22 protein-coding genes are annotated in these 24,320 nt (G+C 66.0%); 5 read left to right on the top strand and 17 right to left on the bottom strand.

Annotated features, from left to right (window positions below; genetic code table 11):
* Positions 1–2 precede the first annotated feature (2 nt).
* The 3 genes from AC1DR6_RS09465 to AC1DR6_RS09455 form a co-directional block, all read right to left on the bottom strand.
* Positions 3–893 (bottom strand): ABC transporter permease, encoded by an 891-nt coding sequence (locus tag AC1DR6_RS09465; RefSeq protein WP_476828941.1) that lies wholly within the window; start codon positions 891–893, stop codon positions 3–5.
* Complete coding sequence (locus tag AC1DR6_RS09460; RefSeq protein ID WP_476829006.1) at positions 890–1,957, bottom strand: ABC transporter ATP-binding protein; 1,068 nt, start codon at positions 1,955–1,957, stop codon at positions 890–892. The genes AC1DR6_RS09465 and AC1DR6_RS09460 overlap by 4 nt, the downstream gene beginning before the upstream one ends.
* A gap of 96 nt (positions 1,958–2,053) precedes the next feature.
* On the bottom strand, positions 2,054–3,244 hold the full coding sequence (locus tag AC1DR6_RS09455) for an ABC transporter substrate-binding protein (RefSeq protein WP_476828940.1): 1,191 nt from the start codon (positions 3,242–3,244) through the stop codon (positions 2,054–2,056).
* A gap of 163 nt (positions 3,245–3,407) precedes the next feature.
* Between AC1DR6_RS09455 and AC1DR6_RS09450 the strand changes: the two genes are divergently transcribed.
* Both AC1DR6_RS09450 and uxuA read left to right on the top strand, forming a co-directional pair.
* The gene (locus AC1DR6_RS09450; protein ID WP_476828939.1) at positions 3,408–4,103 is read left to right on the top strand and encodes a GntR family transcriptional regulator; all 696 of its coding nucleotides are present in this window, start codon (positions 3,408–3,410) and stop codon (positions 4,101–4,103) included.
* A 61-nt stretch (positions 4,104–4,164) separates the two neighbouring features.
* Positions 4,165–5,361 (top strand): mannonate dehydratase, encoded by a 1,197-nt coding sequence (uxuA, locus tag AC1DR6_RS09445; RefSeq protein WP_476828938.1) that lies wholly within the window; start codon positions 4,165–4,167, stop codon positions 5,359–5,361.
* 69 nt (positions 5,362–5,430) lie between these two features.
* Here the strand turns inward: uxuA and AC1DR6_RS09440 are convergent, their stop codons facing one another.
* The 5 genes from AC1DR6_RS09440 to AC1DR6_RS09420 all read right to left on the bottom strand — a co-directional run bounded on the left by AC1DR6_RS09440 (position 5,431) and on the right by AC1DR6_RS09420 (position 8,812).
* Positions 5,431–6,018 carry a HupE/UreJ family protein gene (locus tag AC1DR6_RS09440; RefSeq protein WP_476828937.1) on the bottom strand — a complete coding sequence of 196 codons (588 nt, stop codon included), beginning with the start codon at positions 6,016–6,018 and terminating at the stop codon, positions 5,431–5,433.
* Positions 6,019–6,174: 156 nt separating this feature from the next.
* The gene (gene ureG / locus AC1DR6_RS09435) at positions 6,175–6,807 is read right to left on the bottom strand and encodes an urease accessory protein UreG (protein ID WP_476828936.1); all 633 of its coding nucleotides are present in this window, start codon (positions 6,805–6,807) and stop codon (positions 6,175–6,177) included.
* Complete coding sequence (locus AC1DR6_RS09430) at positions 6,804–7,478, bottom strand: urease accessory protein UreF (protein ID WP_476828935.1); 675 nt, start codon at positions 7,476–7,478, stop codon at positions 6,804–6,806. The genes ureG and AC1DR6_RS09430 overlap by 4 nt, the downstream gene beginning before the upstream one ends.
* An 11-nt stretch (positions 7,479–7,489) precedes the next feature.
* Positions 7,490–8,248 carry an urease accessory protein UreE gene (locus AC1DR6_RS09425; RefSeq protein ID WP_476828934.1) on the bottom strand — a complete coding sequence of 253 codons (759 nt, stop codon included), beginning with the start codon at positions 8,246–8,248 and terminating at the stop codon, positions 7,490–7,492.
* A gap of 108 nt (positions 8,249–8,356) precedes the next feature.
* Positions 8,357–8,812 (bottom strand): winged helix-turn-helix transcriptional regulator, encoded by a 456-nt coding sequence (locus tag AC1DR6_RS09420; RefSeq protein ID WP_476828933.1) that lies wholly within the window; start codon positions 8,810–8,812, stop codon positions 8,357–8,359.
* Between the two features lie 40 nt (positions 8,813–8,852).
* On the opposite strand from AC1DR6_RS09420, the gene AC1DR6_RS09415 reads away from it, so the two are divergent.
* On the top strand, positions 8,853–9,473 hold the full coding sequence (locus tag AC1DR6_RS09415; protein ID WP_476828932.1) for an FMN-dependent NADH-azoreductase: 621 nt from the start codon (positions 8,853–8,855) through the stop codon (positions 9,471–9,473).
* Positions 9,474–9,533: 60 nt separating this feature from the next.
* Here the strand turns inward: AC1DR6_RS09415 and AC1DR6_RS09410 are convergent, their stop codons facing one another.
* From AC1DR6_RS09410 to AC1DR6_RS09375, 8 genes are all read right to left on the bottom strand, one after another.
* The gene (locus tag AC1DR6_RS09410) at positions 9,534–9,791 is read right to left on the bottom strand and encodes a hypothetical protein (RefSeq protein ID WP_476828931.1); all 258 of its coding nucleotides are present in this window, start codon (positions 9,789–9,791) and stop codon (positions 9,534–9,536) included.
* A gap of 72 nt (positions 9,792–9,863) precedes the next feature.
* On the bottom strand, positions 9,864–11,600 hold the full coding sequence (ureC, locus tag AC1DR6_RS09405; protein ID WP_476828930.1) for an urease subunit alpha: 1,737 nt from the start codon (positions 11,598–11,600) through the stop codon (positions 9,864–9,866).
* A 129-nt stretch (positions 11,601–11,729) separates the two neighbouring features.
* A complete protein-coding gene (locus tag AC1DR6_RS09400; RefSeq protein ID WP_476828929.1) occupies positions 11,730–12,641 on the bottom strand; it encodes a DUF1003 domain-containing protein in 912 nt (303 codons plus the stop codon).
* Positions 12,638–13,258 carry an urease subunit gamma gene (locus tag AC1DR6_RS09395; RefSeq protein ID WP_476828928.1) on the bottom strand — a complete coding sequence of 207 codons (621 nt, stop codon included), beginning with the start codon at positions 13,256–13,258 and terminating at the stop codon, positions 12,638–12,640. Before AC1DR6_RS09395 ends, AC1DR6_RS09400 begins: the two co-directional genes overlap by 4 nt.
* Complete coding sequence (locus AC1DR6_RS09390) at positions 13,255–13,584, bottom strand: hypothetical protein (RefSeq protein WP_476828927.1); 330 nt, start codon at positions 13,582–13,584, stop codon at positions 13,255–13,257. Before AC1DR6_RS09390 ends, AC1DR6_RS09395 begins: the two co-directional genes overlap by 4 nt.
* Before the next feature lie 10 nt (positions 13,585–13,594).
* Positions 13,595–14,443, bottom strand: coding sequence for an urease accessory protein UreD (locus tag AC1DR6_RS09385; protein WP_476828926.1), 849 nt, complete (start codon positions 14,441–14,443; stop codon positions 13,595–13,597).
* A gap of 126 nt (positions 14,444–14,569) precedes the next feature.
* A complete protein-coding gene (locus tag AC1DR6_RS09380) occupies positions 14,570–15,460 on the bottom strand; it encodes a PfkB family carbohydrate kinase (RefSeq protein WP_476828925.1) in 891 nt (296 codons plus the stop codon).
* A gap of 4 nt (positions 15,461–15,464) precedes the next feature.
* A complete protein-coding gene (locus AC1DR6_RS09375; RefSeq protein WP_476828924.1) occupies positions 15,465–15,914 on the bottom strand; it encodes a VOC family protein in 450 nt (149 codons plus the stop codon).
* A 186-nt stretch (positions 15,915–16,100) separates the two neighbouring features.
* Between AC1DR6_RS09375 and pepN the strand changes: the two genes are divergently transcribed.
* On the top strand, positions 16,101–18,746 hold the full coding sequence (gene pepN / locus AC1DR6_RS09370) for an aminopeptidase N (protein WP_476828923.1): 2,646 nt from the start codon (positions 16,101–16,103) through the stop codon (positions 18,744–18,746).
* Between the two features lie 276 nt (positions 18,747–19,022).
* On the top strand, positions 19,023–21,245 hold the full coding sequence (locus AC1DR6_RS09365) for a PAS domain-containing sensor histidine kinase (RefSeq protein WP_476828922.1): 2,223 nt from the start codon (positions 19,023–19,025) through the stop codon (positions 21,243–21,245).
* 114 nt (positions 21,246–21,359) lie between these two features.
* On the opposite strand, the gene AC1DR6_RS09360 is transcribed toward AC1DR6_RS09365, so the two are convergent.
* Positions 21,360–24,317: a bifunctional [glutamine synthetase] adenylyltransferase/[glutamine synthetase]-adenylyl-L-tyrosine phosphorylase gene (locus tag AC1DR6_RS09360; RefSeq protein ID WP_476828921.1), complete on the bottom strand. Its 2,958-nt coding sequence runs from the start codon at positions 24,315–24,317 to the stop codon at positions 21,360–21,362.
* Positions 24,318–24,320: the final 3 nt, after the last annotated feature.

Genomic DNA, 24,320 nt, shown 5'->3' with positions numbered 1-24,320 from the left:
TCTCAGCCCTTTCCGCCGCCGGCCGGGCCGCGATACAGCAGGCCGCGCGCGGCCAGAATCAGCACCACGATGCCGAGCTGGACCACGCCCATGATCATCGCGACGGCCGAGGCCATCGAGTAGTCGTATTCCTCGAAGGCGGCCTGATAAGCCGCGATCGAGATCACGCGCGTCGGCCCCGAAGGCGCGCCCAGCAAGACCGCCGAGGGGAACACCGAGAAGGCCTGCACGAAGCTCAGGCAGAACGTGATCGCGAGCCCCGGCAGGAGCAGCGGGAACAGGATGTGCTTGAAGCGTTCCCACGGCCCGGCGCCAAGCGTCGCGCCGGCATTTTCCAGCGCGGGATCGATGCCGGAGAGGTAGGACAGCGTCAGCAGGAAGGTGAAGGGGAAGCCGGTGATGACCAGCGAGAGCATCACGCCCCAGTAATTGTGCAGCAGCTTCACCGGCGTCGAGATGATGCCGAGGGTCAACAAAGTGCGATTGAACCAGCCCTGCGGGCCGAGATAGTTTAGCAGGCCCTGCGCGACGAGCACGGTGCCGAGCGTGATCGGGATCACCAGGATCGTCGTCAACAGCCGCTGGTTCTTCATCAGGCGGACGCGAAAGGCGATCGGAATCGCCAGCGCCAATGTCGCGACCGTGACGGGAAGCGCGAGCCAGAGCGTCGTCGCGATCGTGCCGTACAGGAACGGATCGGAGAAGAAGCGCTGATAATTGGCGAAGACGCCGCCCACCTTCGGCTCGAAGGAGAGCAGGAGCCCGTACAGGAACGGGTAGATGAACAGCGCCAGCAGGAACAGCACCGCCGGAAGGACGAGCAGGGTCAGCCCGTCGACACCGCGCGCGGCCAGCCGCTGCCTGAGGGGGATGGAGGAGACCGCCGTGCTCACGCCGCGTCTCCATAAACCAGAACGCGGTCAGGCTCTGCGGCGAGCGTCACCGTCTCGCCCGGCGTCAGCTTGTCATGGGCGAGGAAGGACAGGTCGGTGCCATCCGTCATGCGCGCGAAGCCGACGAATTCGCGGCCGCGGAACTCGGTCGAGACAACCTGCGCCTGAAGACCCGGCTGGCCGGCCGCGACGGGGTGCATGTCCTCGGGGCGGATGGCGATCGCGGCGTTTGCGCCGACGCTCACCGCATTGCGGGTGCGTCCGGTGATCTGCGCCGTTCCCACCGCCACGACCGCGCGGCCCTCCGCCACCGAGACGACCTTGCCGGTCGCGCGGTTGCGGAAGCCCATGAACTCCGCGACGTCGAAATGGTCCGGCCGCATGAAGAGATCTTCCGGCGTGCCGACCTGGCGGACGACGCCGTCACGCAGCACGACGATGCGGTCGGCCAGCGAGAGCGCTTCTTCCTGATCGTGCGTCACGTAGATGGTGGTGGCGCCGAGCGTGTTGTGAATGCGGCGGATCTCGGCGCGCATCTCCAGCCGCAGCTTGGCGTCGAGGTTCGACAGCGGCTCGTCCATCAGGACCAGCGGCGGCTCGACGACGATGGCGCGCGCGATCGCGACACGTTGCTGCTGGCCGCCCGAAAGCTGGCCCGGCAGTTTCTCCGTCTGGCCCTGCAGCCTGACGAGCGCAACCGCCTCGGCCACGCGCTTATCGATCTCGGCGCGTGCGATGCCGCGCATCTTGAGGCCGAAGCCGATGTTCTTCGCCACCGTCATATGCGGAAACAGGGCGTAGTTCTGGAAGACCATGCCGAAGCCGCGCTCTTCCGGCCGCAGCGGGTCGATGCGCTTTTCATCGAGCCAGATGCCACCGCCTGTGGCGGGCAGCAAGCCGGCGATCAGGTTCAGCGTGGTCGACTTGCCGCAGCCGGACGGGCCCAGCAGAGCAATGAACTCGCCCTTGCCTATCGTCAGCGAGACGTCCTTGAGCGCGTTGTGGGTGCCGAAGTCGCGGCTCAGGCGGTCGAGCTTGAGCTCGCGAAAAGAGGCTGCGTTGATGGTCATGGCTTCCGGATTCCGGGGGCGATAGCGTGACGATGCGCGGCGGCGGGCGAGGCTTTCGCGCCCCGCCCGCCGCCGGCCATGAGGTGGAGATTACTTCTTCTTGGCGCCGCCGATCTGCTCGTCCCAGATGCGGAACGCGACGACCATCTTCGCCGGATCGAGCGGGGTCTCGAGCGGATTATCGGAGATCAGCTTGTCGTATTCGGCGCGGCCGAATTCCTTGATCGCCTTCTGGCTGTCTTCCGGCGCCATATCGAGCGTGACGCCCTTTACGGCCGGGCCCGGATAGAAATAGCCCTCGTCATAGGTATAGGCCTGCTGCTCCTTGGTGAGCACGAAGTTCATCATGTCGATCAGCACGGCGAGCTTCTCGTCCGAGACGCCCTTCGGGATGCACATGTAGTGAGCGTCGGTGACCCAGTGGAAGCCCTTCAGCGCCGCGACCTTCGCCTCCTTCGGCACGACGCCGAGGACGCGGGGGTTGATGTCCCAGCCCGTCGTGCTGACGGTCATGTCGCGCGAGCCGTCGCCCAGTTCCTTCATCACCGCAGCGGTGCCGGCGGGATAGTACTCGATGTTCTCGCCGAGCTCCTTGAGAAAGGCCCAGGTCTTGTCCCAGCCCTTCTCCGGATCCTTGGGATCCTTGTCGCCAAGGATGTAGGGCAGGCCCATGATCCAGGTGCGGCCGGGGCCAGAGTTCGCCGGACGCGGATAAATGAACCGTCCCTTGTTCTCCTTGGTCCAGGCGAGCAGCTCCTGAGCCGTCGTCGGCACGGTCTTGACCTTGTCGGGCATGTATTCGAGCAGCGGGCCCGAGGGATAATAGGTCACGACGACGCCCTGCCCGCTCGCCAGGCCCTGCATCTTCCAGGCGCCTTCGAGGAAGATGTCCTCGAGCTTCGGCAGGTTGCCGGCCTGCTGCGGCAGCAGCGGCACCCAGAGGTTCTGCTCGACACCGGCCGAGAGCGCGTCCGTGCCGGTCAACACCATGTCGATATCGACGCGGTTGGCGGCCTGCTGCGCCTTGATCTTGCCCGGCAGCTCGGGAGCCGGTGCCTTGGTGAAGGTGATGCGCGAGACGACGTTCGGCTTGGCCTTGCGGTAGTTCTCGAACGCCTTCTGCGTCAGCGCGAGGTTGCCGGCCACGTCGACGATCGAGATCGCGATGGGCGATGTCGGCAGCTTGAGAGCTTGCGCGAACGCGCCCGGTGCCTGGGCCGCGAGGCCGAGGCCGGCGACGCCGCCGATGAAATGACGCCGATTGATGCTGTCCTGAGCCATGGTATCTCCTCCGAACGCGGATGGTTCCGCTTCTTACCCTTGGTGATTTTTTGCCGGTGCAGCCGCAGCTATCCGGTCCGTTTTTTGTGGCCGGACACCTGCCAAGTTGACGCAGGACCGGGTTGATCGGTATCCTAGTATACTAGTCGTCAAGAGCTTGGCAATGGCCCATCCCGCAACCCGACATAGCACGGATCAGATCTACAGCGCGCTGCGCACCGACGTCATCAGCGGCGGGCTGAAGCCGCGCGAGGCGATGTCCGAGGCGCGGATGGCGCTGCGCTTCGGCGTCAGCCGGACGCCGGTGCGCGAGGCGTTCAAACGGCTGGTCGAGGAGGGGTTTCTGGTGGCCGTGCCGCAGGTCGGGACCTTCGTCGCGCCGATCGATCTCGCCGCCGTGCACAACAGCCAGTTCGTCCGCGAGACCCTGGAGTGCCGGACCGTCGTGCTGGCCGCCGAGCGCATCGGGGACAGCGACCGACGCCGCCTGGACGCTCAGATTCAACAACAGGCCGAAGCGGTGCTGCGGCAGGACAGGCCCGAGATCTTCCGGCTGGACGAGGTTTTCCATGCCGAAATCTCGCGCATTGCCGGGCACAGCACGGTGTGGAGCCTGATCGAGAGCCTGAAGGCCCAGATGGACCGCGTGCGTTGCCTCTCGCTGGAGACGCCATCCTGGTCGGAGGTGATCCTGCACGAGCACAGGGTCATTGCGGCCCATATCATCCAGCACGACACGGCCGGCGCCGAAGCGGCGATGCGGGCGCATCTACGCACCGTCTTCGCGACGATCGACGCGATCGCGAAGGATCACGCCGACGCCTTCGACGATTCCAGGCTTTCCCCGGACCGATCCTGATACCGGGCGCTTTTCAAGCAGCGCCTGTCCACGACCCGAACTGCCCAAAGGATATGAGACTATGGAACAATGCTGGCGCTGGTTCGGCCCGGACGACGTCGTGACGCTGGCCCAGGCCAGGCAGGCCGGCGCTTCAGGAATCGTCAACTCGCTGCACCAGATCCCCTATGGCGTGGTCTGGAGCGTCGAGGAGATCGAGAAGCGCCAGGCCCTAGTCCGGGCTGACAAAAGCCTCGGCCTCGAATGGACGGTGGTCGAGAGCCTGCCGATCCATGAGAGCGTCAAGATCGGCGAAGGCGACCTCGAAAGCGTCTTCGAGAATTACCGCCAGTCGATGCGCAACCTTGCCGCCTGCGGGCTGCAGGTGATCTGCTACAATTTCATGCCGGTGCTGGACTGGACGCGCACGCAGCTTGCCGAGCCTCTGCCGGGCGGCGGGACGGCGCTTCGCTTCAATCTGCATGAATATGTCGCGCTCGACCACTTTATGTTGAAGCGCCAAGGCGCTGATGAAGGCCATTCGGCCGAGGTGATGGACAAGGCGAAAGCCTGGTTCGAGAACTCCAGCGAAGCCGATCGCGACCGGCTGCTGTCCAGCGTCATGGCCGGCTTGCCCGGCGCTTTCGACCGCTATGACCTGCCCGGCCTCGCCCGCATCCTCGAGCGTTACAGCGGCATGACCCATGAGAAGCTGCAGGACAATCTGAAGCGCTTTCTCGAGGCGATCATCCCCACTGCAGAAGAGGTCGGCATCCGGATGTGCATCCATCCGGACGATCCGCCGCGCCCATTGTTCGGCCTGCCGCGCATCTGCTCGACGGAAGACGACATCGCCTCGATTCTGGGCGCGATCGACTCGCCGGCGAACGGGCTGACACTGTGCTCGGGCTCGCTAGGCGCGAACCCGAAGAACGACGTGCCGGCGATCGCGCGCCGTTTCGCCGACAAGATCTGGTTCGCGCATCTGCGCAATGTCGCGAAGGACCCGGACGGCTCGTTCATGGAGGCCGAGCATCTCGGCGGCGATACCGATATGGTCGCGCTGGTCGATGCCCTGATGGCGGAAGAGACGCGCCGCAAGGCCGCCGGCATCGCCGCCTGGCAGATTCCGATGCGGCCGGACCATGGCCACGAACTGCTCGACGACGCCGGGAAGGGCTCGTTTCCGGGCTATCCGGCAGTCGGCCGCCTGCGCGGGCTGGCGGAGCTGCGCGGCGTCATGAAAGCGCTCGCCAGCGTCAAGGGCTATGAGTTCTGAGCTTTAGCGCTCGGCAGATGAAAAGGGGCGAGCTCGAAGCTCGCCCCTTTTCATTCGCATTTTTTCAGCTCAGCCGGCCAGGAAGGCGACGCCCGCCACGGCCATCGCGCCGCCTGCCAGTCGGGTCAGGCGCGGGGCGTGGGTGGCGAGCAGCGTTGCGAGAACCAGTCCGATGCCGTGCAAGGACATTGTGGCCACCACGAAACCGGCGGCGTAGGTGAAGCCGCTCGCGTCCTCCGGTAGCTCCGCGCCATGGGCATGGCCATGGAAGATCGCGAAGAGCGCGCAGACCGCCACGCCGGCCGCGAGAGGCGGCGCCACATTGAAGGCGATGGCGAGACCCAGCGCGACGACCGAGAGGCCGATACCGATCTCGACGCCAGGGAGCGGCATGCCGCTCATGCCCCAAATGCCGGCCAGCACCATCGTCCCGACGAAGGCAGCAGGGTAGGCGAAGCGCGCCTTCCCGCCGACCAGCCCGGCCCACAGGCCGACTGCGACCATGGCCGTGAGATGGTCCAACCCGAACAGCGGGTGAGAGAACCCGGCCGTGAAGCCGTGCACCGAACCGACGCCGGTGTGGGCGAAGGCAGAGGTCGCGGACAAGGTCGCGGCAGCGGCCAGTCCCCATATCTTCATGATCTTAGCCACCGTCATCTCCTCATCTCATGGTCACGCGAAGCAAAGTTCATTTCGTCATTGCGAGCGCAGCGAAGCAATCCAGGAAGACTGGCTTCCACCGTTCAGCCAGTCTCCTGGATTGCTTCGTCGCTTTGCTCCTCGCAATGACGGTCTAGGCCAGAGTCCATTCATTCAAGCCGCCGAGGCGGCCTTCAGGCCCCCAGCCGTCTCGATGAAATCGATCACCACATCGACGCCTTCTCCAGCGCGGGTGTTGGTGAAGACGAAGGGGCGCTTGCCCCGCATCATCAGGGAATCCCGCTCCATCACGCCGAGATCGGCGCCGACATGGGGCGCGAGATCGGTCTTGTTGATGACGAGCAGGTCGGAGCGCGTGATGCCGGGCCCGCCTTTGCGCGGGATTTTCTCGCCAGCCGCGACATCGATCACGTAGATCGTCAGATCCGCCAGCTCGGGCGAAAAGGTCGCGGCGAGGTTGTCGCCGCCGGATTCGATCAGGATGAGATCGAGTGCCGGAAACTTGCCGCGCATCTCCGCGACCGCTGCGAGGTTGATCGAGCAATCCTCGCGGATCGCGGTGTGGGGGCAGCCGCCGGTCTCGACGCCCATGATGCGTTCCTCCGCGAGCGCGCCAGCGACCGTCAGGAGCCGCGCATCCTCCTTGGTGTAGATATCGTTGGTGATGGCGCAGAGGTCGTACTCGTCCCGCATGCGCTTGCAAAGCACCTCCATCAGGGCCGTCTTGCCGGAGCCGACGGGGCCGCCGATGCCGACGCGCAACGGGCCGTGGGGAGAACGTGTCATGAGCGAAACAGCCTCGAATACTGGGTTTCGTGACGCAAGGACGCGATATCGGACCGCATCGTGCAGCCGCCGAGGTCGTCGAGCGTGGTGCTCTCCGCGCCCGCGGCCGCTTTATGCAAGGCCGGGACCAAGCCGGCCGTGATCCGCTGGCCGTCGGTCTGGCCGACGATACCGAGCCTGACGGCGGCCGAGACGAGGTTGGCGACGAAGGCGAGGCCATAGGCCTGCAGGCAGGCGGCCAGCGGCAAGTTGTGCCCGGCGCTGGCGACGGCAACCGCGACCGGATAGGCAACCTCGCCTTCCCATGTCTCGCCCAAGCGGGCGATGGCCTCGCAGGGCCAGGCTGCCTTGACGGCCGCAACGAAGGCATTGCCCTGCGTCACCGTCTCCAGCCTTCGCTCGGCGGAATTGGCCAGCGCCAACGCGAGGTCCGCGACCTCGTGCAAGGCAGCGTCGTCTCGACCCTGCACGGCCCGGAAGGCAGCCGCGAACAGGATCAGATCGTTGCGAAGCGAGCCGTGAGAGACGAGCGCTTCGAGCCAGTCGCCCAGGCTCGCGGCATTATGCAGGTCCCCGGCCTCGAAGGCCCATTCCAGACCGTGAGAATAGGCGAAGGCGCCGACGGGAAAAGACGGCGACAACCAGATCATCAAGGGGAGATGGGCGTTCATGCCCTGCCCGTTCAGTGATCGTGCGAGTGGCCCTTGTGACCGTGCTCGGCGTCGTGGCGATGGCCGTGGTCATGCTTGTGGTGATCGTGGCCGCAGCCGCAGGAGGCGGCATGCTCGTGCGCCTCGGCATGGCTATGGGCATCGGCATGGCTGTGCGCGTGAGCTTCGGCGTGTGAATGCGCGTTTGCGTGAGCATGCTTGTGATCGTGCCCGTGGTCATGATCATGACTGCCGTGTCCGTGCTCCTCATGGCCGTGGCCGTGTTGGGCATGGCCGTGATGGGCATGGCCGGCATGATCGTGGCCGTGATGATCGTGGCCGCAGTCGCAATCGTCGCCATGGTCGTAGGCGCCGCGCTCCGGCTGGAAGGGGCGTTCCACCAGCGTCATGGTGCAGCCCTGCCCGCGCACCATCTCGGCCAGGACATGATCGTTCTCGATATAAACCGCATCGGCGGTGATTTCGGCCGGGGTGTGGCGGTTGCCGATGTGCCAGGCGACGCGCATCAGCCGGAGCGGATTCTCGGCCCGGATTTCGAGCAGGCTCTGCGGCGCGGCCTTGATCTGAACGAGGCGGCCGTCTTCCAGTTTCACGGCATCGCCATCCCCGAGAGCCGTCGCCTTGTCGAGATCGAGCAGGATATCGAGGCCGCCATCGGCCTTCAGTGCCAGGCGGCGGCGGTTGCGGTCGTCATGGTCGAGGGTCAGCGTGTCGGCCACCCGGTCGGCCTTGACCGCAGCCTTGCGAACGACGGAAGTGGCGCGAAGCATGATGTTCAATCCGTAACGATGATGGGCAGTGGCGAGCCTGGGTCGCCGTGCTCACTTCGACCACCGCAGCGGCACGGATGCAAGCCCGGACGAGCACGCTCGCTCTCGTCAAGCCATGCCGACCGCCGGAATGCGGTGCCGGGCCATCTCGTCGGCTGCGGCTGCGGCGCGCTTGTCGAAGGCTTTCTGGGCGCGGCCGATCTCCTCGGCGTTCAGAGCCGCCCATTGGCCCAATGCGGCGACCGGCTCCCACAGTGAGCGGCCGAGATCCGTCAGCTCGTATTCGACGCGCGGCGGGACGGTGGGGAAGACGGTACGGCTGACCAACCCGTCCCGCTCGAGCCCTCGCAAGGTCAGCGTCAGCATCCGTTGCGAGATGCCGTCGACAGTCCGCTTGATGTCGTTGAACCGGCGCGGCCCGTTGCCGAGCAGGCGCACGATGAGGATGCTCCATTTGTCGCCGACGCGCGCCAAAATTGGGGCGACGATACGACAGGCTTCGGTCACATGCGTGTAACCCTGTTCCAAAAATGTGCCTCCTTGCAGGGCCTTAGACAGGCTCATAATCATCCCTGGTATCAAACATATACCACGGAGCCTGATCATGAAACTGCTTCATCTCGATTCCAGCATTCTCGGTGACAACTCGGCCAGCCGAGAGATTTCAGCCGCAGTCGTAGCCCGGCTTCGCGAGACCGAAAACGATCTTGCCGTGACCTACCGCGACCTTGCGGCGGACCCCGTGCCGCATCTCTCGGCAGGCTATCTCGCCGCTGGGGCCGGCGCCGGCGATGTCGGGGCCTATGCCGAGGAACTCGCCGACGGTGCTGCGATCATGGATAGCTTCCTCAGCGCCGACATCGTCGTCATCGGCACGCCGATGTATAATTTCGGCGTGCCTTCGCAGCTCAAGGCCTGGATCGACCGCATCGCGATCGCCGGAAAGACCTTCCGCTACACCGAAACCGGGCCCGAGGGTCTCGCGGGTGGGAAGCGCATCATCATCGCCAGCTCGCGCGGCGGAATCTATTCGCCGGGCGCACCACACGAACCCAACGACTTCCAGGAGAAATATCTGCGGGGGGTTTTCGGATTCCTCGGCGTGACCGACATCGAGATTGTGCGCGCCGAAGGGCTCGCTTACGGGCCTGAGCAAAGGCAGGCATCGGTGGGTGCCGCCAAGGATTCGGCGAAAAAGCTTACGCCCTTGCTTCAGGCAGCCTGAGCTTCGCCGTCCATAGCCGTCGGCGCGAGCGTTGGCTCGGTACTGCGGCAACGACGACGGTCAGGCCGTGTCGCGGGTGCGATCCGGCAACGCCTCGACGGCTTCTTCGGCGCCCTCGTCCTTGCCGGTGACGCCTTCGCGCAGCACTTTCGTCGCTGCCTCAGCCTTCTTGTCCGGGGAGGTCGGCAGCGCCGCCGTCTCGGCCGTGGCGTTCAGCCCGATAGCATCGGGTTTGACGCCATCGCCGCGCGCTGCGGCCGCGAAGGTCGCAAGCGCTTCCGGCTGGCCTTTGCCTACCTGATCGTCATGGTTCGACATGGTTGCCTCCCTTACGTCATCGTTCAGAACGCTGGAGAGACGGGCGCTGTTCCTGCCGGCGCGCCTCAGGCCTTAAAAGAGGAAATAGCGCTGGGCCAGCGGCAACTCCTTGGCGGGCTCGCAGACCAGAAGCTCGCCATCGGCCACGACAGCATAGGTTTCCGGGTCGATCCGGATATCGGGCGTCGCATCGTTGTGGATCATGCTTTTTTTGGAGATGCCGCCGCGGGTGTTCTCGACCGCGACCATCTCCTTGTCGGTGCCGAGCCGCCCTTTGAGCCCGTTGGCTAGAGCCGCCTGCGAGACGAAAACCAGCGAGGTCGAGGTCACCGCCTTGCCGAAAGCGCCGAACATCGGCCGGTAATGCACCGGCTGCGGCGTCGGGATCGAAGCGTTGGGGTCCCCCATCGGGGCCGCCGCGATCATGCCGCCCTTGATGACGAGGTCAGGCTTCGTCCCGAAGAAAGCCGGCGACCAGATGACAAGATCGGCGAGCTTGCCGATTTCGATCGAGCCGATATGGCGCGAAATCCCGTGGGCGATGGCCGGATTGATCGTGTATTTCGCGACATAGCGCTTGGCGCGGAAATTATCGGCGCCGGTGCCGACATCCTGCGGCAGGGCCCCGCGCTGAACCTTCATCTTGTGCGCGGTCTGCCACGTCCGGGTGATGACCTCTCCAACGCGGCCCATGGCCTGCGAATCCGAGGACATCATCGAGAGCGCCCCGAGATCGTGCAGAATATCCTCAGCCGCTATCGTCTCCTTGCGGATGCGGCTTTCGGCGAAGGCGAGGTCCTCCGGGATCGACGGCGACAGGTGATGGCAGACCATCAGCATGTCCAAATGCTCGTCCAGCGTATTGACCGTGAAGGGTCGGGTCGGGTTGGTCGAGGAGGGCAGCACGTTGGGCAGGCCCGCCACCTTCATGATGTCGGGCGCGTGCCCGCCGCCAGCGCCTTCGGTGTGGAAGGCGTGGATGGTGCGGCCCTTGAAAGCGGCGATGGTGTCCTCGACGAAGCCGGATTCGTTCAGCGTGTCGGTGTGGATCATCACCTGCACGTCGTAATCGTCGGCGACGGAGAGGCAGTTGTCGATCGCGGCCGGGGTCGTGCCCCAGTCCTCGTGCAGCTTCATCGCGCAGGCGCCGGCCTCGATCATCTCGGCGAGCGCACCGGGCAGCGCGGCGTTGCCCTTGCCGGCGAAGGCGAGGTTCATCGGGAAAGCATCGGCGGCGCGGATCATCTGGCCGAGATGCCAGGGGCCGGGCGTGCAGGTCGTCGCCAGCGTGCCGTGCGCCGGGCCGGTGCCGCCCCCGAGCATGGTGGTGAGCCCGCTCATCAGCGCATCCTCGATCTGCTGCGGGCAGATGAAGTGGATGTGGCTGTCAAAGCCGCCGGCGGTGACGATCTTGCCCTCGCCGGCGATGACCTCGGTGCCGGGCCCGACGATGATCGTCTCGGTCGGATCGAAATTGCCGAAACCGTCCTGGATGTCGGGATTGCCGGCCTTGCCGATGGCGCAGATGCGCCCGGCCCTGATGCCGATATCGGCCTTCACGATGCCCCAATGGTCGAGGATCAGCGCGTTGGTGATGACGGTGTCGACCGCGCCGTCGGCGTTGCGCACCTGGCTCTGGCCCATGCCGTCGCGAATGACCTTGCCACCGCCGAACTTCACCTCCTCGCCATAGGTGGTGAAGTCGCTCTCGACCTCGATCCAGAGTTCGGTGTCACCCAGCCGCACCTTGTCGCCCGTGGTGGGGCCGAACATCGCGGCGTAGGCGTTGCGCGGGAAGGCGAAAGGCATGGGGCTGGCCTCAAGGACGACGAGTGCGGGACCAAACGGAAACGGGCGAAGCGACAGCAAACGCCGGCCCGCCCGTCGATGCAAGATTCAGCGCAGTCAGCCGCGGCGAACCGGCTGCTTCGGTCTCGCTCAGCCTTCCGCCGTATCCGGCTTGGCGGGCTCCGCGCTCTCCGTGCCCGCTTCGTTCAGCTCGGGCGCTGGCGCAGCCAGACGCGGCTTGGCCTTCGGCTTTTTCCTGACCTTCTTGACCACGACCTTGGGCCGGGGCGTCCTCCGACCCTGCGCGTCCTGCAGCAGCTCAAGCTGGACCTGCTGGATCTCGGCCAGGCGCTGCCACTGCTTGGTGACGAGATGGTCCATCTTCTCGTGCAGGTGGCGGATTTCTAGCTCGGCCTTGAGGTTGACCTGATAGTCGTTCAGCGACCGCAGCCGATCCTTCGATTCCTGGCGCTTCTGGCTCATCATGATGATCGGGGCCTGGATCGCGGCGATGCAGGACAGGACCAGATTGAGCAGGATGAACGGGTAGGTATCGAAAGCGCGCTGCTCGCCGAGCGCGATGTTGAGACCCATCCAGCCGACGAGAACGACGCCGAAGCTGATCAGGAAGGCCCAGGAACCGCCGAAGGTGGCGAGGCCGTCCGAGAGCTTCTCGCCCAGCGTGCGGTGCTCCTCGAAATCATCCTCGACGTTTTCGGCGATGGTCTCCTGCCGCGCGATGCTCTCGGCGACCTCGCGGTCGAGATCGGAATATTCGCCGTGCTCCTCGCGCAGGATCTCCTCGACATAGCGTGTGCGATAGCGCGCCAGCTCCTTGACGCTGATCAGGCTCTCATCCGAGATTTCGGGATAGTCGCGCCTGATATGGTCGGCCAGCGCGGGGCGTAGCGTACCGACCTCGACCAGGTTCTTGCGCGCCGTTTCGTGGCCGGAAATGGCGCAGATGGCTCGCTTCTTGCCGACAGCGCCCCGTTCGGCGGGCTCCAGCGGCGAATAGGGCGGGGTGCCGAATCTGTCTTCGGCGTCGTTCGGTGTCGTCACAGTTTACCCATCACATCCTGGCGGAAGCCGTAGACTTCGCGCTTCCCAGCCAACGCCACCAGCCTGACCTCGCGCGTCTGGCCCGGCTCGAACCGAACGGCCGTGCCTGCCGGGATATCCAGACGGAAACCGCGGGCAAGACCGCGCTCGAAGGCGAGCGCCGGGTTGGCTTCGAAAAAATGATAATGCGAGCCGACCTGGATGGGCCGGTCGCCGGTGTTCGAGACCGTCAGCGTCAGGCTCTCGCGCCCCTCGTTCATGACGAGATCGCCCGGCAGGGTGTCGATCTGGCCGGGCCGCAGACGCCCCGAAGCGCCGCGGATCGGCTCGTGTACGGTCACCAACTTGGTCCCGTCCGGGAAGGTCGCCTCGACCTGCACGTCGTGGATCATCTCGGCGATGCCGTCCATGACCTGATCGGCGCTCAGCACATGCGCGCCGGCCTCCATCAGATCCGCGACCGAGCGGCCATCGCGCGCACCCTCGACGACCGTGTCGGTGATGAGCGCGATCGCCTCTGGGTGGTTGAGCTTGACGCCGCGCTCCAGGCGTCGTCGCGCGACCATGGCGGCCATGGCGACGAGCAGCTTGTCCTTTTCGCGCGGCGTCAGGTTCATGCCTTGTCCTTTCCGTCGTCCTCGTCGGAGGCGTCTTCCTCGGACGCGTCGTCTTCGTCCAGATCGTCGTCGTCGAGGTCGTCTTCATCCTCGTCCTCGTCGTCGAGGTCGAGATATTCGTAGCCGAAGACGATCTCGCCGGTCTCGGGGTCGAAGGTGCTGGCGGAGGAATTCTCGAAGGCGTCGATCAACATCTCGGCGTCATCGGCGCTATCGACCTCGAAACGACGCAAAAGCTCCTCGCCATCGGCCTTGACGACCAGCTCGATCGCCCAGCTGCGGCCGGCGGTGTCGTAAATGCACTTCAAACCCTGGATCGGCAGCATGTCGGTTTCCTCAGGTTGACCAGGTGCGCGGCAACGCACGACCGGTCACTTGACGCAGGAGCATGACGAGAACGCGACGTAAAGCGTCCGCTCGCGTGGAGACGAGGCGGACCACGAGACAATCCGCAACAAGTCCTGCACCGCCCTCCACATCCGCCTCGCGGGACAGCAACTCGCGCACCGCGTCGCGTTGCTCCGCCAGGCCCGGGCCAGCCATCAGCAGCATCGCCGCAGCCTGTGCGCCGCCGCCGATCGCCGGCCGCTCCAGCAGCCGGTCGATCGGGCCATCGAGGCGCATATCATCTGCGAAGACGAGCCGGCCGCCGCGATGCAAGCGCCAACGGTCCCTCAGAAAGCCGCGTTCGAGCCTCTCGCCCATGGCGCTGCGCCCGAAAAAGACGGATTCGCAGGCCACGAGCCGTGCATCCCCGGCAAGGTCGATGGTCAGGGAGCGGCGCAGCCGGCTGCCGGAGAACAAGATGCTCTCCTGCGGTATCCAGCTGCAGCTTGCGCCGCGGCCGATCGTCAGCGCCGTCTCGATGCCGGTTTCGAAGCCTTGGCTGCGATAGATCTTCTCGGCCGCCTGGGTGGTGATGATCGCGTCGGCGGCGTCGCCGACATCGATGGCGACACGCATCCGGTCGCCGCCAGCCATGCCTCCGCCCGTATTGATCAGGACTGCTTCGCAGGACGACGTAAAGGTATCGGGGAAGCGGGCGCGATAACCGCCGGCTTCGGCGACCTCCATCCGGACGGTTCGCTCGCCCCGGCGCTCGAAACGCAGCCGCACGCCCCCATCCGCGCGGATGGAGGCCGGGACGAGCGGGTCATCGGCAGCCGGGACAAGCGGCGCGTACATCGGCACTCCCAAGCAAGAGCCTCATTGTCATGCTGCCCGTTTATTGAGCAAGCGTCTTGCCGGCGACGGGGGATCAAATGATGGGCATCGCCTGCCCACGGCTTGATCTTCGAAAATCCTCGAGCCTCAGCCATGGCTTGCAAGAAAGCGCTCGACCTCCTCGCGGCCAGGCGCGCCGCTGCGGCCGCCAAAGCGTGTGCATTTGATCGCGGCCGCCGCCGAGGCAAAGCGGATCGCATCCGGCTCGGTGCGCCCTTCCGCGAGCGCCAGCGCAAAGGCGCCGTGCCAGACATCGCCGGCGCCCAGCGTATCGACCGTCTCGACCGTGAAGGCGGCGCTGTGGCGCACCTCGCCATCCCAATACAGCACGCCCTCCTTGCCCAGCGTGACGGCGATCCAGTTGCGCGCCCCGCGTGCGAGCTTGGCAAGGCCAGTGCCGGGATCATCCTCGCCGGAAACCTCCCGCAATGCCTGCTGGCTGAACGCGACATGGCTTGCCGTCTCGACCAGGTCGGGATGCGGCGGCTTGCGGTCACCGTCCAATACGCCGGGCACGCCAGCCTTCCGCGCGAGCTGAAGCGCCGCCAGGGCGCCCTCCCCCCAGCGGGTATCGGCCAGTACGGCACCGGCACCGACCGGCAGCGCCTTGGGAAGCCAGGCGACATCCTCGGGCATCGCCGGATCGGAATGGGAAATCACCATTCGCTCGCCCTCGGCATCGACGAGGATCGCCGAAACCGGGGACGTCAGACCCGCCACGCGCCGGGCGAAGCGGGTTTCGACCCCGTCCGCCTCGAGATCGGCGACGATACGGTCGCCGGTCAGGTCGTCCGCGAGGCGCGTCGCCAGCCAGCAGGCGCCGCCGAGCCGGGCGATCGCGACCGAGGCATTGCCGGCGCAGCCGCCGCCGACGATGGCGAGCCCGCGCGAGCGATATTTCTCGCCACGGGTCGGCATCGTCTCGACGCTGTAGACATAGTCCAGCGTGGCGATGCCGAGACAGAAGACTCCGGCCAAGCGCTCACCACTCTCCGGTGTTTTGCATGCTGGCCCAGGGCTCGGCCGGGGCCTTCGCATCGCCCTTCTGCAGCAGCTCGATCGAGATGTTGTCGGGCGAGCGGATGAAGGCCATGTTGCCGTCGCGGGGCGGGCGGTTGATGGTGATGCCGGCCTTCATCAGCTTCTCGCAAGTCGCATAGATGTCGTCGACCTCATAGGCGAGATGGCCGAAATTGCGGCCGCCGGTATAGGTTTCCGGGTCCCAGTTATAGGTCAGCTCCAGCGTCGGGCGTCCGCGCGAGGCACCAGCCTGCGCCTCGGCCACGTCATCGGAGGCGGCGAGGAAGACCAGGGTGAAGCGGCCCTTTTCGCTCTCGATCCGGCGGGTCTCGACCATTCCGAACTTGGTGACGTAGAAATCCAGTGCCTGGTCGAGATCGGTCACGCGCACCATGGTGTGGAGATATCGCATCGGTCGTCCTCGTTGATCGGGAATAGAGCGCTGCCGCAGCCGGCTGCGCGTCCGGGCAGCCATACAGGACGAGGCCGCGCGGCATGGCAAGCCCGGCCGCTCGGCGCCCGCCTGCCGCCCTCCGGGGTTCCGGCCCGGAGACGCAGCGGCTAAAGATTGGCTTTGCCTGCCGCCAGCAAGGTTCCCATGAATACCGAAGACGCCCCGCTCATCCGCCTCGAGGATTATCGCCCGTCCGATTGGCTGATCGACACCGTCGATCTCGACATCAGCCTGCATCCGACGCGGACGCGGGTGCGCTCGCTGCTGGCGCTACGGCCCAACCCGGCGGGAAGGCCCGGCCAGCCGCTGGTGCTGGATGGCGACGACCTCAACCTGCAGGGGATCAGCCTGAACGGGTCCGCGCTCGAGACGCAAGCCTATGCCGCCGGCCCTCAGACCCTGACGATCCATGAGCCGCCCCAAGGCGCATTCACGCTGACGATCGAGACCGAGCTCGACCCGTCCGCCAACACCAAGCTGATGGGACTCTACCGGTCCTCCGGGGTCTACTGCACGCAATGCGAGGCGGACGGGTTTCGCCGTATCACCTATTTCCTCGACCGGCCCGACGTGATGAGCGTCTACACCGTGCGGCTGGAAGCCGAGAAGGCGCAGGCGCCGGTGCTGCTCTCCAATGGCAATCTCGTCGCCTCCGCCGAGATGCCTGGCGGCAGCCGGCATTTCGCGCTCTGGCACGATCCGCACCCCAAGCCCGCCTACCTCTTCGCCCTGGTTGGCGGGGCGCTGGACCATGTCCGCCAGGATTACCTGACGGCGGACGGCCGCAAGGTCGAGCTCGCGGTCTATGTCGAGCCGGGCAAGGCAAGCCGGGCCGGCTGGGCGCTGGATTCGCTCGTGCGGTGCATGCGCTGGGACGAGCGCGTGTTCGGCCGCAACTATGATCTCGACGTGTTCAATGTCGTTGCCGTGTCGGATTTCAACATGGGGGCGATGGAGAACAAGGGCCTTAACATCTTCAACGACAAATACGTCCTGGCCGATCCGCTGACAGCGACGGACGGCGACTACGCCTCGATCGAGGCGATCATCGCGCATGAGTATTTCCATAACTGGACCGGCAACCGCATCACCTGCCGGGACTGGTTCCAGCTTTGCCTGAAGGAAGGGCTCACGGTCTTTCGCGACCAGGAGTTCTCCTCCGACGAGCGCTCGCGGCCGGTGAAGCGCATCGCCGATGTACGGACCCTGCGCTCGACCCAATTCTCGGAGGATGCGGGGCCCCTCGCCCACCCGGTCAGGCCGCGCGCTTACAAGGAGATCAACAACTTCTACACGCCGACCGTCTATGAGAAGGGCGCGGAGATCATCCGCATGCTCAAGGTGCTGATCGGCGACGAGGCCTTCAAGCACGGCATGGAGCTTTATTTCGAGCGCTGCGACGGCACTGCCGCGACGATCGAGGAGTTCCTGGCCTGCTTCGCCGAGGCCGCCGGCCGCGACCTCGCCCACTTCGCCCGCTGGTATGAGCAGGCGGGGACGCCGACCATCGTCGCCTCCGGGCGCTATGACGCCGCAACCCAGCGTTACACGCTGGAGCTGGCGCAGAGCACACCGCCGACGCCGGGGCAGAGCGAGAAAGAGCCGATGGTCCTGCCGATCCGGCTCGGCCTCGTCGGCGCGCAAGGGGACCTGCCGCTGAAGACCGGCGCTGCCGCCTATGCCGGCGACGGGCTCGTGATCCTCGACGGCGCCTCGCTCTCGATCGATTTCGACGATGTCGCCGAGCATCCGATCCCTTCGCTGCTGCGCGGTTTCTCGGCCCCCGCACGTCTGGAACTCGACCTTTCGGACGCCGAGCTCATCCGGCAATTCGCCGATGATCGCGATTCCTTCAATCGCTGGCAGGCGCTGCAGAGCGTCGCGACCCGCGCGCTCACGGTCGCAGGCCGACCGAATGCGGATCGTCTCGCTTTGTCCGCTACCGCGGCAGAGCTTGGCCGGGCGCTGACGGGCTTTCTGGAGCGGGATGCGCTCACCGACCCGGCCTTTGCCGCGCAGGTTCTGCGACTGCCGGCTCCGGCCGATATCGCGCGCGAGATCGGCCGCGACGTCGATCCGGACGCCGTCTTCGCGGCTCACCGCGCCCTTTCGGTCGCGATCGGCCAGGCGCTGCTGCCTCTTCTGCCCGCCTTGCGCGCGGCGCTTTCCAGCCAGCGATCCTTCAGCCCGGACGCGGCCTCGGCCGGTCGGCGCGCCCTGCGCAACGAGTTGCTCGGGCTGACCGCTCTGGCCGCGCCGTTTGAGGCCGCCGCACTGTGCGAAGATCAGTTCGCCAGCGCCGACAATCTCACCGACCGGCTGGCGGCGCTGGCCGCGATGACGCTTATTCCGGGCGAGGCTCGCGAGGCTTTGCTGGGACGGTTCGCAGCGACGTATGCGGGCGAGCCTCTCGTGCTCGACAAATGGCTGATGGCGCAGGCGCTGATCCCGGAAGCGGGCACGCTCGACCGGGTCAAAAGCCTGATGCAGCATCCCGCCTTCTCGCTGGGCAACCCCAACCGCATCCGAGGGCTGATCGGCGGCTTTGCGGCCAACCTTACCCAGTTCAACCGCCTCGACGGCGCCGGCTATGCCTTCATCGCCGACATGGTCGTGGCGCTCGATCGCACCAATCCGCAGGTCGCCTCGCGCCTGCTCGGATCGTTCAAGAGCTGGCGGATGCTGGAGCCTGTCCGGAAGCGTCTGGCACGGGATGCACTGGGGCTGGTGGCGCGAACCGCCGGCCTGTCGCGCGACGTTTCCGATATTGCCGAACGGGCTCTGAAGTGAGCGCAGACGCTCGCCTGCCCAATACATTAACGGTTCATTACGCGCGCAGGATTCATTCGATAAGCACCACAACCTTAAGGAGAATTCTGCACTCCTGACTCAACTCAGGGCTGGACAAAGGGCGCCGTCCGGATTCAATTGGGGGTGATTCGGAGATGCGGCACGTCTCCCGATCTTGCTGACGGTATAGTTTCCGAAGGGGGAGCGGGCATGTCGCGTGCCAACGCGGAGTGCGCAACTGCGCGCGCCGATACGATTCTGGGTGTGGCAAGGTCTATGACCCACCCCCTGTATCAGCGCTTCGAGACTTTGGAGCCCGCCTTTCGCAAGGCGATCCCGATTCTCGTCGGCTTCTTCATCGTCATCCTCAGCGCCGGCGCGTTCGTTCAGAACACCGCCATGCGGGACGACGCCGTGCTCGACGCCACGAGCGAAATGGAAATCCTCTCGGCGCTCATGGCGCGAGATCTCGATGCCGCATCCCAGGCTGGCCAGGCACCAGCCACCGTTCTGGCCTCCTTTGCCGCAAAGCACCTCTCCGGGAGAGGCCGCACCGTCTACGTCAGCGATGCCGATGGCCATGTCATCGCCAGCGAGCCGTCGATCGGCGAGACGCCGCGCACCCTCATCGACTTCCTCGGCCAATCGCAGCCGCTGACCGTCTTCGGCGAGCGCGCCGGCGTCCTGCGCATCACCCTGCCCGGTGGGCTCGAAGTCCTCGCGACGGTGCGCAATCTCGCCGGCCCGCTGGGCCAGGTTGCGGTGATGCAGCCGGTGTCGCGCGCCTTGTCGGCCTGGCGCGAGCGCAGCACGAGCCTGAGCATCCTGTTCGGCGCCGCCGGCCTTGTCCTCGCCACGACCACGCTGGCCTTCATGCTGCAGTCCAAGCGCGCCAGCGCGGCGGATCAGGATTGCGACTGCGTGCGCGAGCGCATCGACACGGCGCTCAACCGCGGCCATTGCGGCCTGTGGGACTGGGACCTTGCGCGGGGACGCATCTACTGGTCGGATTCGATGTATGCCCTGCTCGGCCATGATCGCGCCGGCGAATACATGTCCTTCGGCGAGGTGATGGGGTTCATCCATCACGAGGACGTCGATCTCTACGCGATCGCCGACGCGATCAGCCGTGGAGAAGCGAATTATCTCGACCAGGAATTCCGCGTCCGCGCCGCCACCGGTGAATGGCTCTGGCTCAAGGCCCGCGCCGAACTCGTGATCGATCGCCGCACGGGGTCGCGCCATCTGGTCGGGATTGTCGTGGACATCTCCGAGCAACGCCGCATGGCCGAGCGCACGGCCACAGCCGATGCCCGCCTGCGCGACGCGGTCGAGGCCATTTCCGAGGCGTTCGTGCTGTGGGATTCCGAAAATCGCCTGATCCTCTGCAACGCCAAATATCAGCAGCTTCACCAGCTTTCATCGGATCTGCTCGTGCCCGGCACCTGTCATTCCGAGATCATGGGTGCCAGCACCCAGCCGCAGATCGACCGCGACCCCGCCCGCTCGCAGCGCGGCACGGCCTCCTACGAGGCGCGCCTGTCGGACGGGCGCTGGCTGCAGATCAACGGACGCCGCACCAAGGATGGCGGTTCGGTTTCGGTCGGCACCGACATCACCAAGCTGAAGCAGCAGGAAGAGCGGCTCACGCAATCGGAGCATCAGCTCCTGATGCACGTCACCGATCTCAAGGCCTCCCGTCAGAAGCTGGAGGCCCAGGCGCAGCAGCTCGCCGACCTCGCGGAGCGCTATCTCGAACAGAAAGCCACCGCCGAAAGCGCAAACCGCGCCAAATCCGAATTCCTCGCCAATATGAGCCATGAGCTGCGCACGCCGCTCAATGCCATCATCGGTTTTTCCGAGATCATGGAGAGCGGCCTTTTCGGCCCCCTCGGGGAAAAATACGCCGATTATGTCCATGATATCCGCTCCAGCGGCGGCTACCTGCTCGGGATCATCGACGACATCCTCGACATGTCCCGCATCGAGTCGGGCCGGCTGCGGCTGGAGCGCAGCGAGGTCGCGCTTGGGCGGGTGCTCGACGAGGCCGTCCGCAAGGTTCAGCCTGAACTCGACCGCAAGCAGCTCGTCTTTACCGTGGAAGGCCCGACCGACACGCATATCGACGCCGACCCGCACGCGCTCTACCAGATCCTCGGGAACATCCTCGACAATGCCGCCAAGTTCACGCCCGAAGGCGGCCGGGTCGCGGTGCGCACACGGCTGGTGCCTGGCGCGGTCAATATCTTCATCGAGGATACCGGCATCGGCATCCCAAAGGAAAAGCTGGAGCGGGTCGGCCGGCCGTTCGAGCAGGTCGAGGGCGATCTCGTGCGCCGCTACCAGGGTTCGGGGCTGGGTCTGGCCATCGCCCGCTCGCTCACCGAGTTGCATGGCGGCTCGCTCAGGCTGCGCTCGGCCATCGGTGCCGGCACGATCGTGATGATCCATCTGCCGCTGGATGGTGGCGTCGGACGCGTGGTCGCAAAGGCGGCCTAAGGCTTACTCGTTCCGCATTCCTCGTCATGCGGAGCCCTGACTCAAGCCTATCCTTTTAAAAGAAGCGGCCGCACTCTTCTCGATGGATTCTCGGGTCGAGCCTGTGAATGACGGCTAGCCCACCTTCCTCGCCTTGCCCAGCACGCGCGTGAAGATCGCCCTGACCGCGTGGCGGACTTCGTCGAGCTCGGCTTTCAGCACCTTGGCATCCGGCCGGCCGACTGCCGTCGCGATACGCTTCAGCACGCGGGGCGGAACGGCCTTGGGGTCGAACGCATCCTCGACGGTGAAGCGCTGCCAGAGCTGAACGTCTCCGATCAGGCGGTGCGCCTCCCCAAGCACCGAGGCATCAGCCTGCGACAGCAATCCCGCAGCCCGCGCGGCGACGAAGACAGCGGCCGTGTCGTTGACCAGGAGCGCGGGGTGATCGGCGGCGTGGGCCAAGACGAGGAACTGAGCCAGGAAGTCGAGATCGGTCAGGCCGCCGGCTGCGAGCTTCAAGTCCCAGCCGTCCTTTTCGCCCTTCTCGCTCGCGATCAGGGCCCGCATGTCCGCCACCGCCGCCGCGACTTTGGCGGGGTCGCGGCGCCGCGCCAGAATGGTCCGGATCGCTTCCGTCGCCCGGTGTGCGAGGGCGGGATCGCCTGCGACGATGCGGGCACGGGTCAGCGCCATCTCCTCCCAGATCTCAGCCTCGCCATCGTGATAGGCCGTAAAGCCCGAAAACTGGGTGGCCGCCGGGCTCTTGTTGCCCGATGGGCGCAGGCGCATGTCGATCTGAAACAGCGTGCCGCGCCGCGTCGGCACGGTCAGTGCCGCAACAAGGCGCTGGGTGAAGCGCACATGCCAAGTAACGGGATCGAGACTTTTGCGTCCGTCGCTCATCCCGGCATCTTCGGGGCGATCGTAGAGCAGGATCAGGTCGAGGTCGGACGAGGGCGTCAGCGCGCCCGCGCCGAACCGTCCCAGGCCGAGCACCACCGTTTCCGCGCCGGCGACGATGCCATGATCGGCGATGAAGGCAGTGCGGGTGTCATCAAAGGCCACATGCAGGCAGGCCTCGGCCACGGCCGAATAGGCCTCGCTTGCCGCCTGCGCGTCATAAACGCTCGACAACAGACGCGCCCCGACCAGAAAATTCTCCTGCCGGGCCGCATCCCGCAGACGGTCCAGCCCATCCTCGACGCTCGGAGGAGGCGCGCCGACATGGGCGCGGATTCGTCGCTCCAGCGTTTCGGTGTCCAACGCCGCCTGGCCGAAGGCCGGATCGATGACGCCGTCCAGCACATGCGGATGCAGCGCCGCGACCTTGGCGAGGCGTGGCGCGCTGCCGAGGATCTCGGCGAACAGCGTCAGCAGCGAACCGTGCGAGCGCAGCAGCGTCAGAAGCTCGACCGCTGCCGGCATCCGCACAAAGGCATTGTCGAGATGGGCCAGCGCGCCGTCAGGATCGGCCGTGCGACCCAGTGTGACGAGGAGCGCCGGCGTTAGCTCGGTCAGCACCTCGCGGGCGCGGGCACTGGTGACCGCCGGTCGGCGCCCAAAATGCCAACCCCGGACCGTCTCGGCAGCGGTATTAGGGTCACGGAAGCCGAGCTTCCGCAAGGTTTCGAGCGTCTCCGGGTCGGGCTCCGAGCCGGTGAAGCTGAGGGTACCGACCTCCGAGGCAAGGCTCGGCCCCTCCTCGAAAAGCAGGGCGTAATGGCCTTCGATCCGCCTGGCGTGTCCGGTCAGCGCTTTGCCGAAGGCGGCGGCATTCGCAAACCCGCAGAAACGGGCGAAGGCATCGAGATCGCCGGCCGCCTTGGGCAGCGTCTGCGTCTGCTCGTCATGCCGCATCTGGAGACGATGCTCGATGGTGCGGAGCCAGCGATAGGATTGTGAGAGTTCGTCGCGCGCCTGCGGGGTGATCCAGCCCTCGCTCGTCAGCTCCTTCAGCATGTCGAGCGTGCGCGGACCGCGAAGAGCCGGCCGCCGCCCGCCGAAGACGAGTTGCTGGGTCTGGACGAAAAACTCGATCTCGCGGATGCCGCCTCGCCCGAGCTTCACGTTATGGCCGGCGACCGCGATGGTCTCATGCCCCTTCACGGTCTGGATCTGGCGCTTCATCGCGTGGATGTCGGCGATGGTCGCGAAGTCGAAATATTTGCGCCAGATGAAGGGGGCGAGATCCGCAATGAAGCGCCGCCCGAGCGCGATGTCGCCCGCAACCGGCCGCGCCTTGATCATCGCCGCGCGTTCCCAGTTCTGACCGACCGTCTCGTAATAGGAGTAGGCCGAGGGCAGCGACACCGCGACATGGGTGGAGGCGGGGTCCGGCCGCAGGCGCAGATCGACGCGGAAGACGTATCCGTCGGGCGTCCGCTCCTGGATGATGCGCGCGACCTGCTGCGTCAGCTTGACGAATAAGCTCGACGGTTCGGCGACGCCGGCGGCTTCCGCCGCGTCCGGATCGAAAAAGACCACGATATCGATGTCGGAGGAGTAGTTCAGCTCGCCGGCGCCGTGCTTGCCGAGCGCGAGCACGACGAGGCCGGAACCCCGGCCCGGGTCCGCGGCATCGCCGAGCGCAATGCGGCCGAGACCGGCGGCCTGGCGAAGGACGTGGTCGGTCGCCAGGCGAACGGCTTTGTCGGCCGTCGCGGTCAAGGCGCCGGTCACGGTTTCTACGTCCCAGACGCCTCCGATATCGGCAAGCGCGATCAGCAGCGCCATGGAGCGACGGAAGCGGCGGAGTTCGCGCATCAGATCGGCTGTCTCGCACCCGGCAGCCGCAAAAGCCTCCATCTCGGCGAGCAGGGCATCGCGCCGCATCTCGGGAGCCTGGGTAAGGCAGGCCAGGAGCGCCTCGGGGTCGAATCGCATGATCTGGGTCAGGAAGGGCGAGTGTGCGAGCACGCCCGCGATCAGGGCGGCACTGTTCGGATGAGCGGCGAAATGGCCCGACAGCGCGTCGACGACCGCATCATCGCGAAGACGCTCGAGCAGCTCGCGTGTCAGGAGCGCGGCAGCTGTGGCCCGCGCCGGCAGCACGGGTGCCGCGTTCAGGCTTTCGCAGAGCGGCACGGCCATAGC

It is taken from the genome of Allobosea sp. P5_A5, from assembly GCF_056400625.1.
Note: the sequence above shows the minus strand (reverse complement) of the source record. Positions and strands in the feature narration are given on the sequence as shown.

What these genes read in the sequence shown, in the direction of transcription:
- AC1DR6_RS09455 (WP_476828940.1), bottom strand. Translation starts at nt 3,244, where the DNA reads ATGGCTCAGGACAGCATCAATCGGCGTCATTTCATCGGCGGCGTCGCC.
- AC1DR6_RS09390 (WP_476828927.1), bottom strand. Translation starts at nt 13,584, where the DNA reads ATGCTGCCGATCCAGGGTTTGAAGTGCATTTACGACACCGCCGGCCGC.
- AC1DR6_RS09430 (WP_476828935.1), bottom strand. Translation starts at nt 7,478, where the DNA reads ATGAACGCCCATCTCCCCTTGATGATCTGGTTGTCGCCGTCTTTTCCC.
- AC1DR6_RS09425 (WP_476828934.1), bottom strand. Translation starts at nt 8,248, where the DNA reads ATGCTTCGCGCCACTTCCGTCGTTCGCAAGGCTGCGGTCAAGGCCGAC.
- AC1DR6_RS09385 (WP_476828926.1), bottom strand. Translation starts at nt 14,443, where the DNA reads ATGTACGCGCCGCTTGTCCCGGCTGCCGATGACCCGCTCGTCCCGGCC.
- AC1DR6_RS09440 (WP_476828937.1), bottom strand. Translation starts at nt 6,018, where the DNA reads ATGACGGTGGCTAAGATCATGAAGATATGGGGACTGGCCGCTGCCGCG.
- AC1DR6_RS09450 (WP_476828939.1), top strand. Translation starts at nt 3,408, where the DNA reads ATGGCCCATCCCGCAACCCGACATAGCACGGATCAGATCTACAGCGCG.
- AC1DR6_RS09365 (WP_476828922.1), top strand. Translation starts at nt 19,023, where the DNA reads ATGACCCACCCCCTGTATCAGCGCTTCGAGACTTTGGAGCCCGCCTTT.
- AC1DR6_RS09420 (WP_476828933.1), bottom strand. Translation starts at nt 8,812, where the DNA reads ATGAGCCTGTCTAAGGCCCTGCAAGGAGGCACATTTTTGGAACAGGGT.
- AC1DR6_RS09395 (WP_476828928.1), bottom strand. Translation starts at nt 13,258, where the DNA reads ATGAACCTGACGCCGCGCGAAAAGGACAAGCTGCTCGTCGCCATGGCC.
- AC1DR6_RS09360 (WP_476828921.1), bottom strand. Translation starts at nt 24,317, where the DNA reads ATGGCCGTGCCGCTCTGCGAAAGCCTGAACGCGGCACCCGTGCTGCCG.
- AC1DR6_RS09375 (WP_476828924.1), bottom strand. Translation starts at nt 15,914, where the DNA reads ATGCGATATCTCCACACCATGGTGCGCGTGACCGATCTCGACCAGGCA.
- uxuA (WP_476828938.1), top strand. Translation starts at nt 4,165, where the DNA reads ATGGAACAATGCTGGCGCTGGTTCGGCCCGGACGACGTCGTGACGCTG.
- AC1DR6_RS09415 (WP_476828932.1), top strand. Translation starts at nt 8,853, where the DNA reads ATGAAACTGCTTCATCTCGATTCCAGCATTCTCGGTGACAACTCGGCC.
- AC1DR6_RS09410 (WP_476828931.1), bottom strand. Translation starts at nt 9,791, where the DNA reads ATGTCGAACCATGACGATCAGGTAGGCAAAGGCCAGCCGGAAGCGCTT.
- pepN (WP_476828923.1), top strand. Translation starts at nt 16,101, where the DNA reads ATGAATACCGAAGACGCCCCGCTCATCCGCCTCGAGGATTATCGCCCG.
- ureC (WP_476828930.1), bottom strand. Translation starts at nt 11,600, where the DNA reads ATGCCTTTCGCCTTCCCGCGCAACGCCTACGCCGCGATGTTCGGCCCC.
- ureG (WP_476828936.1), bottom strand. Translation starts at nt 6,807, where the DNA reads ATGACACGTTCTCCCCACGGCCCGTTGCGCGTCGGCATCGGCGGCCCC.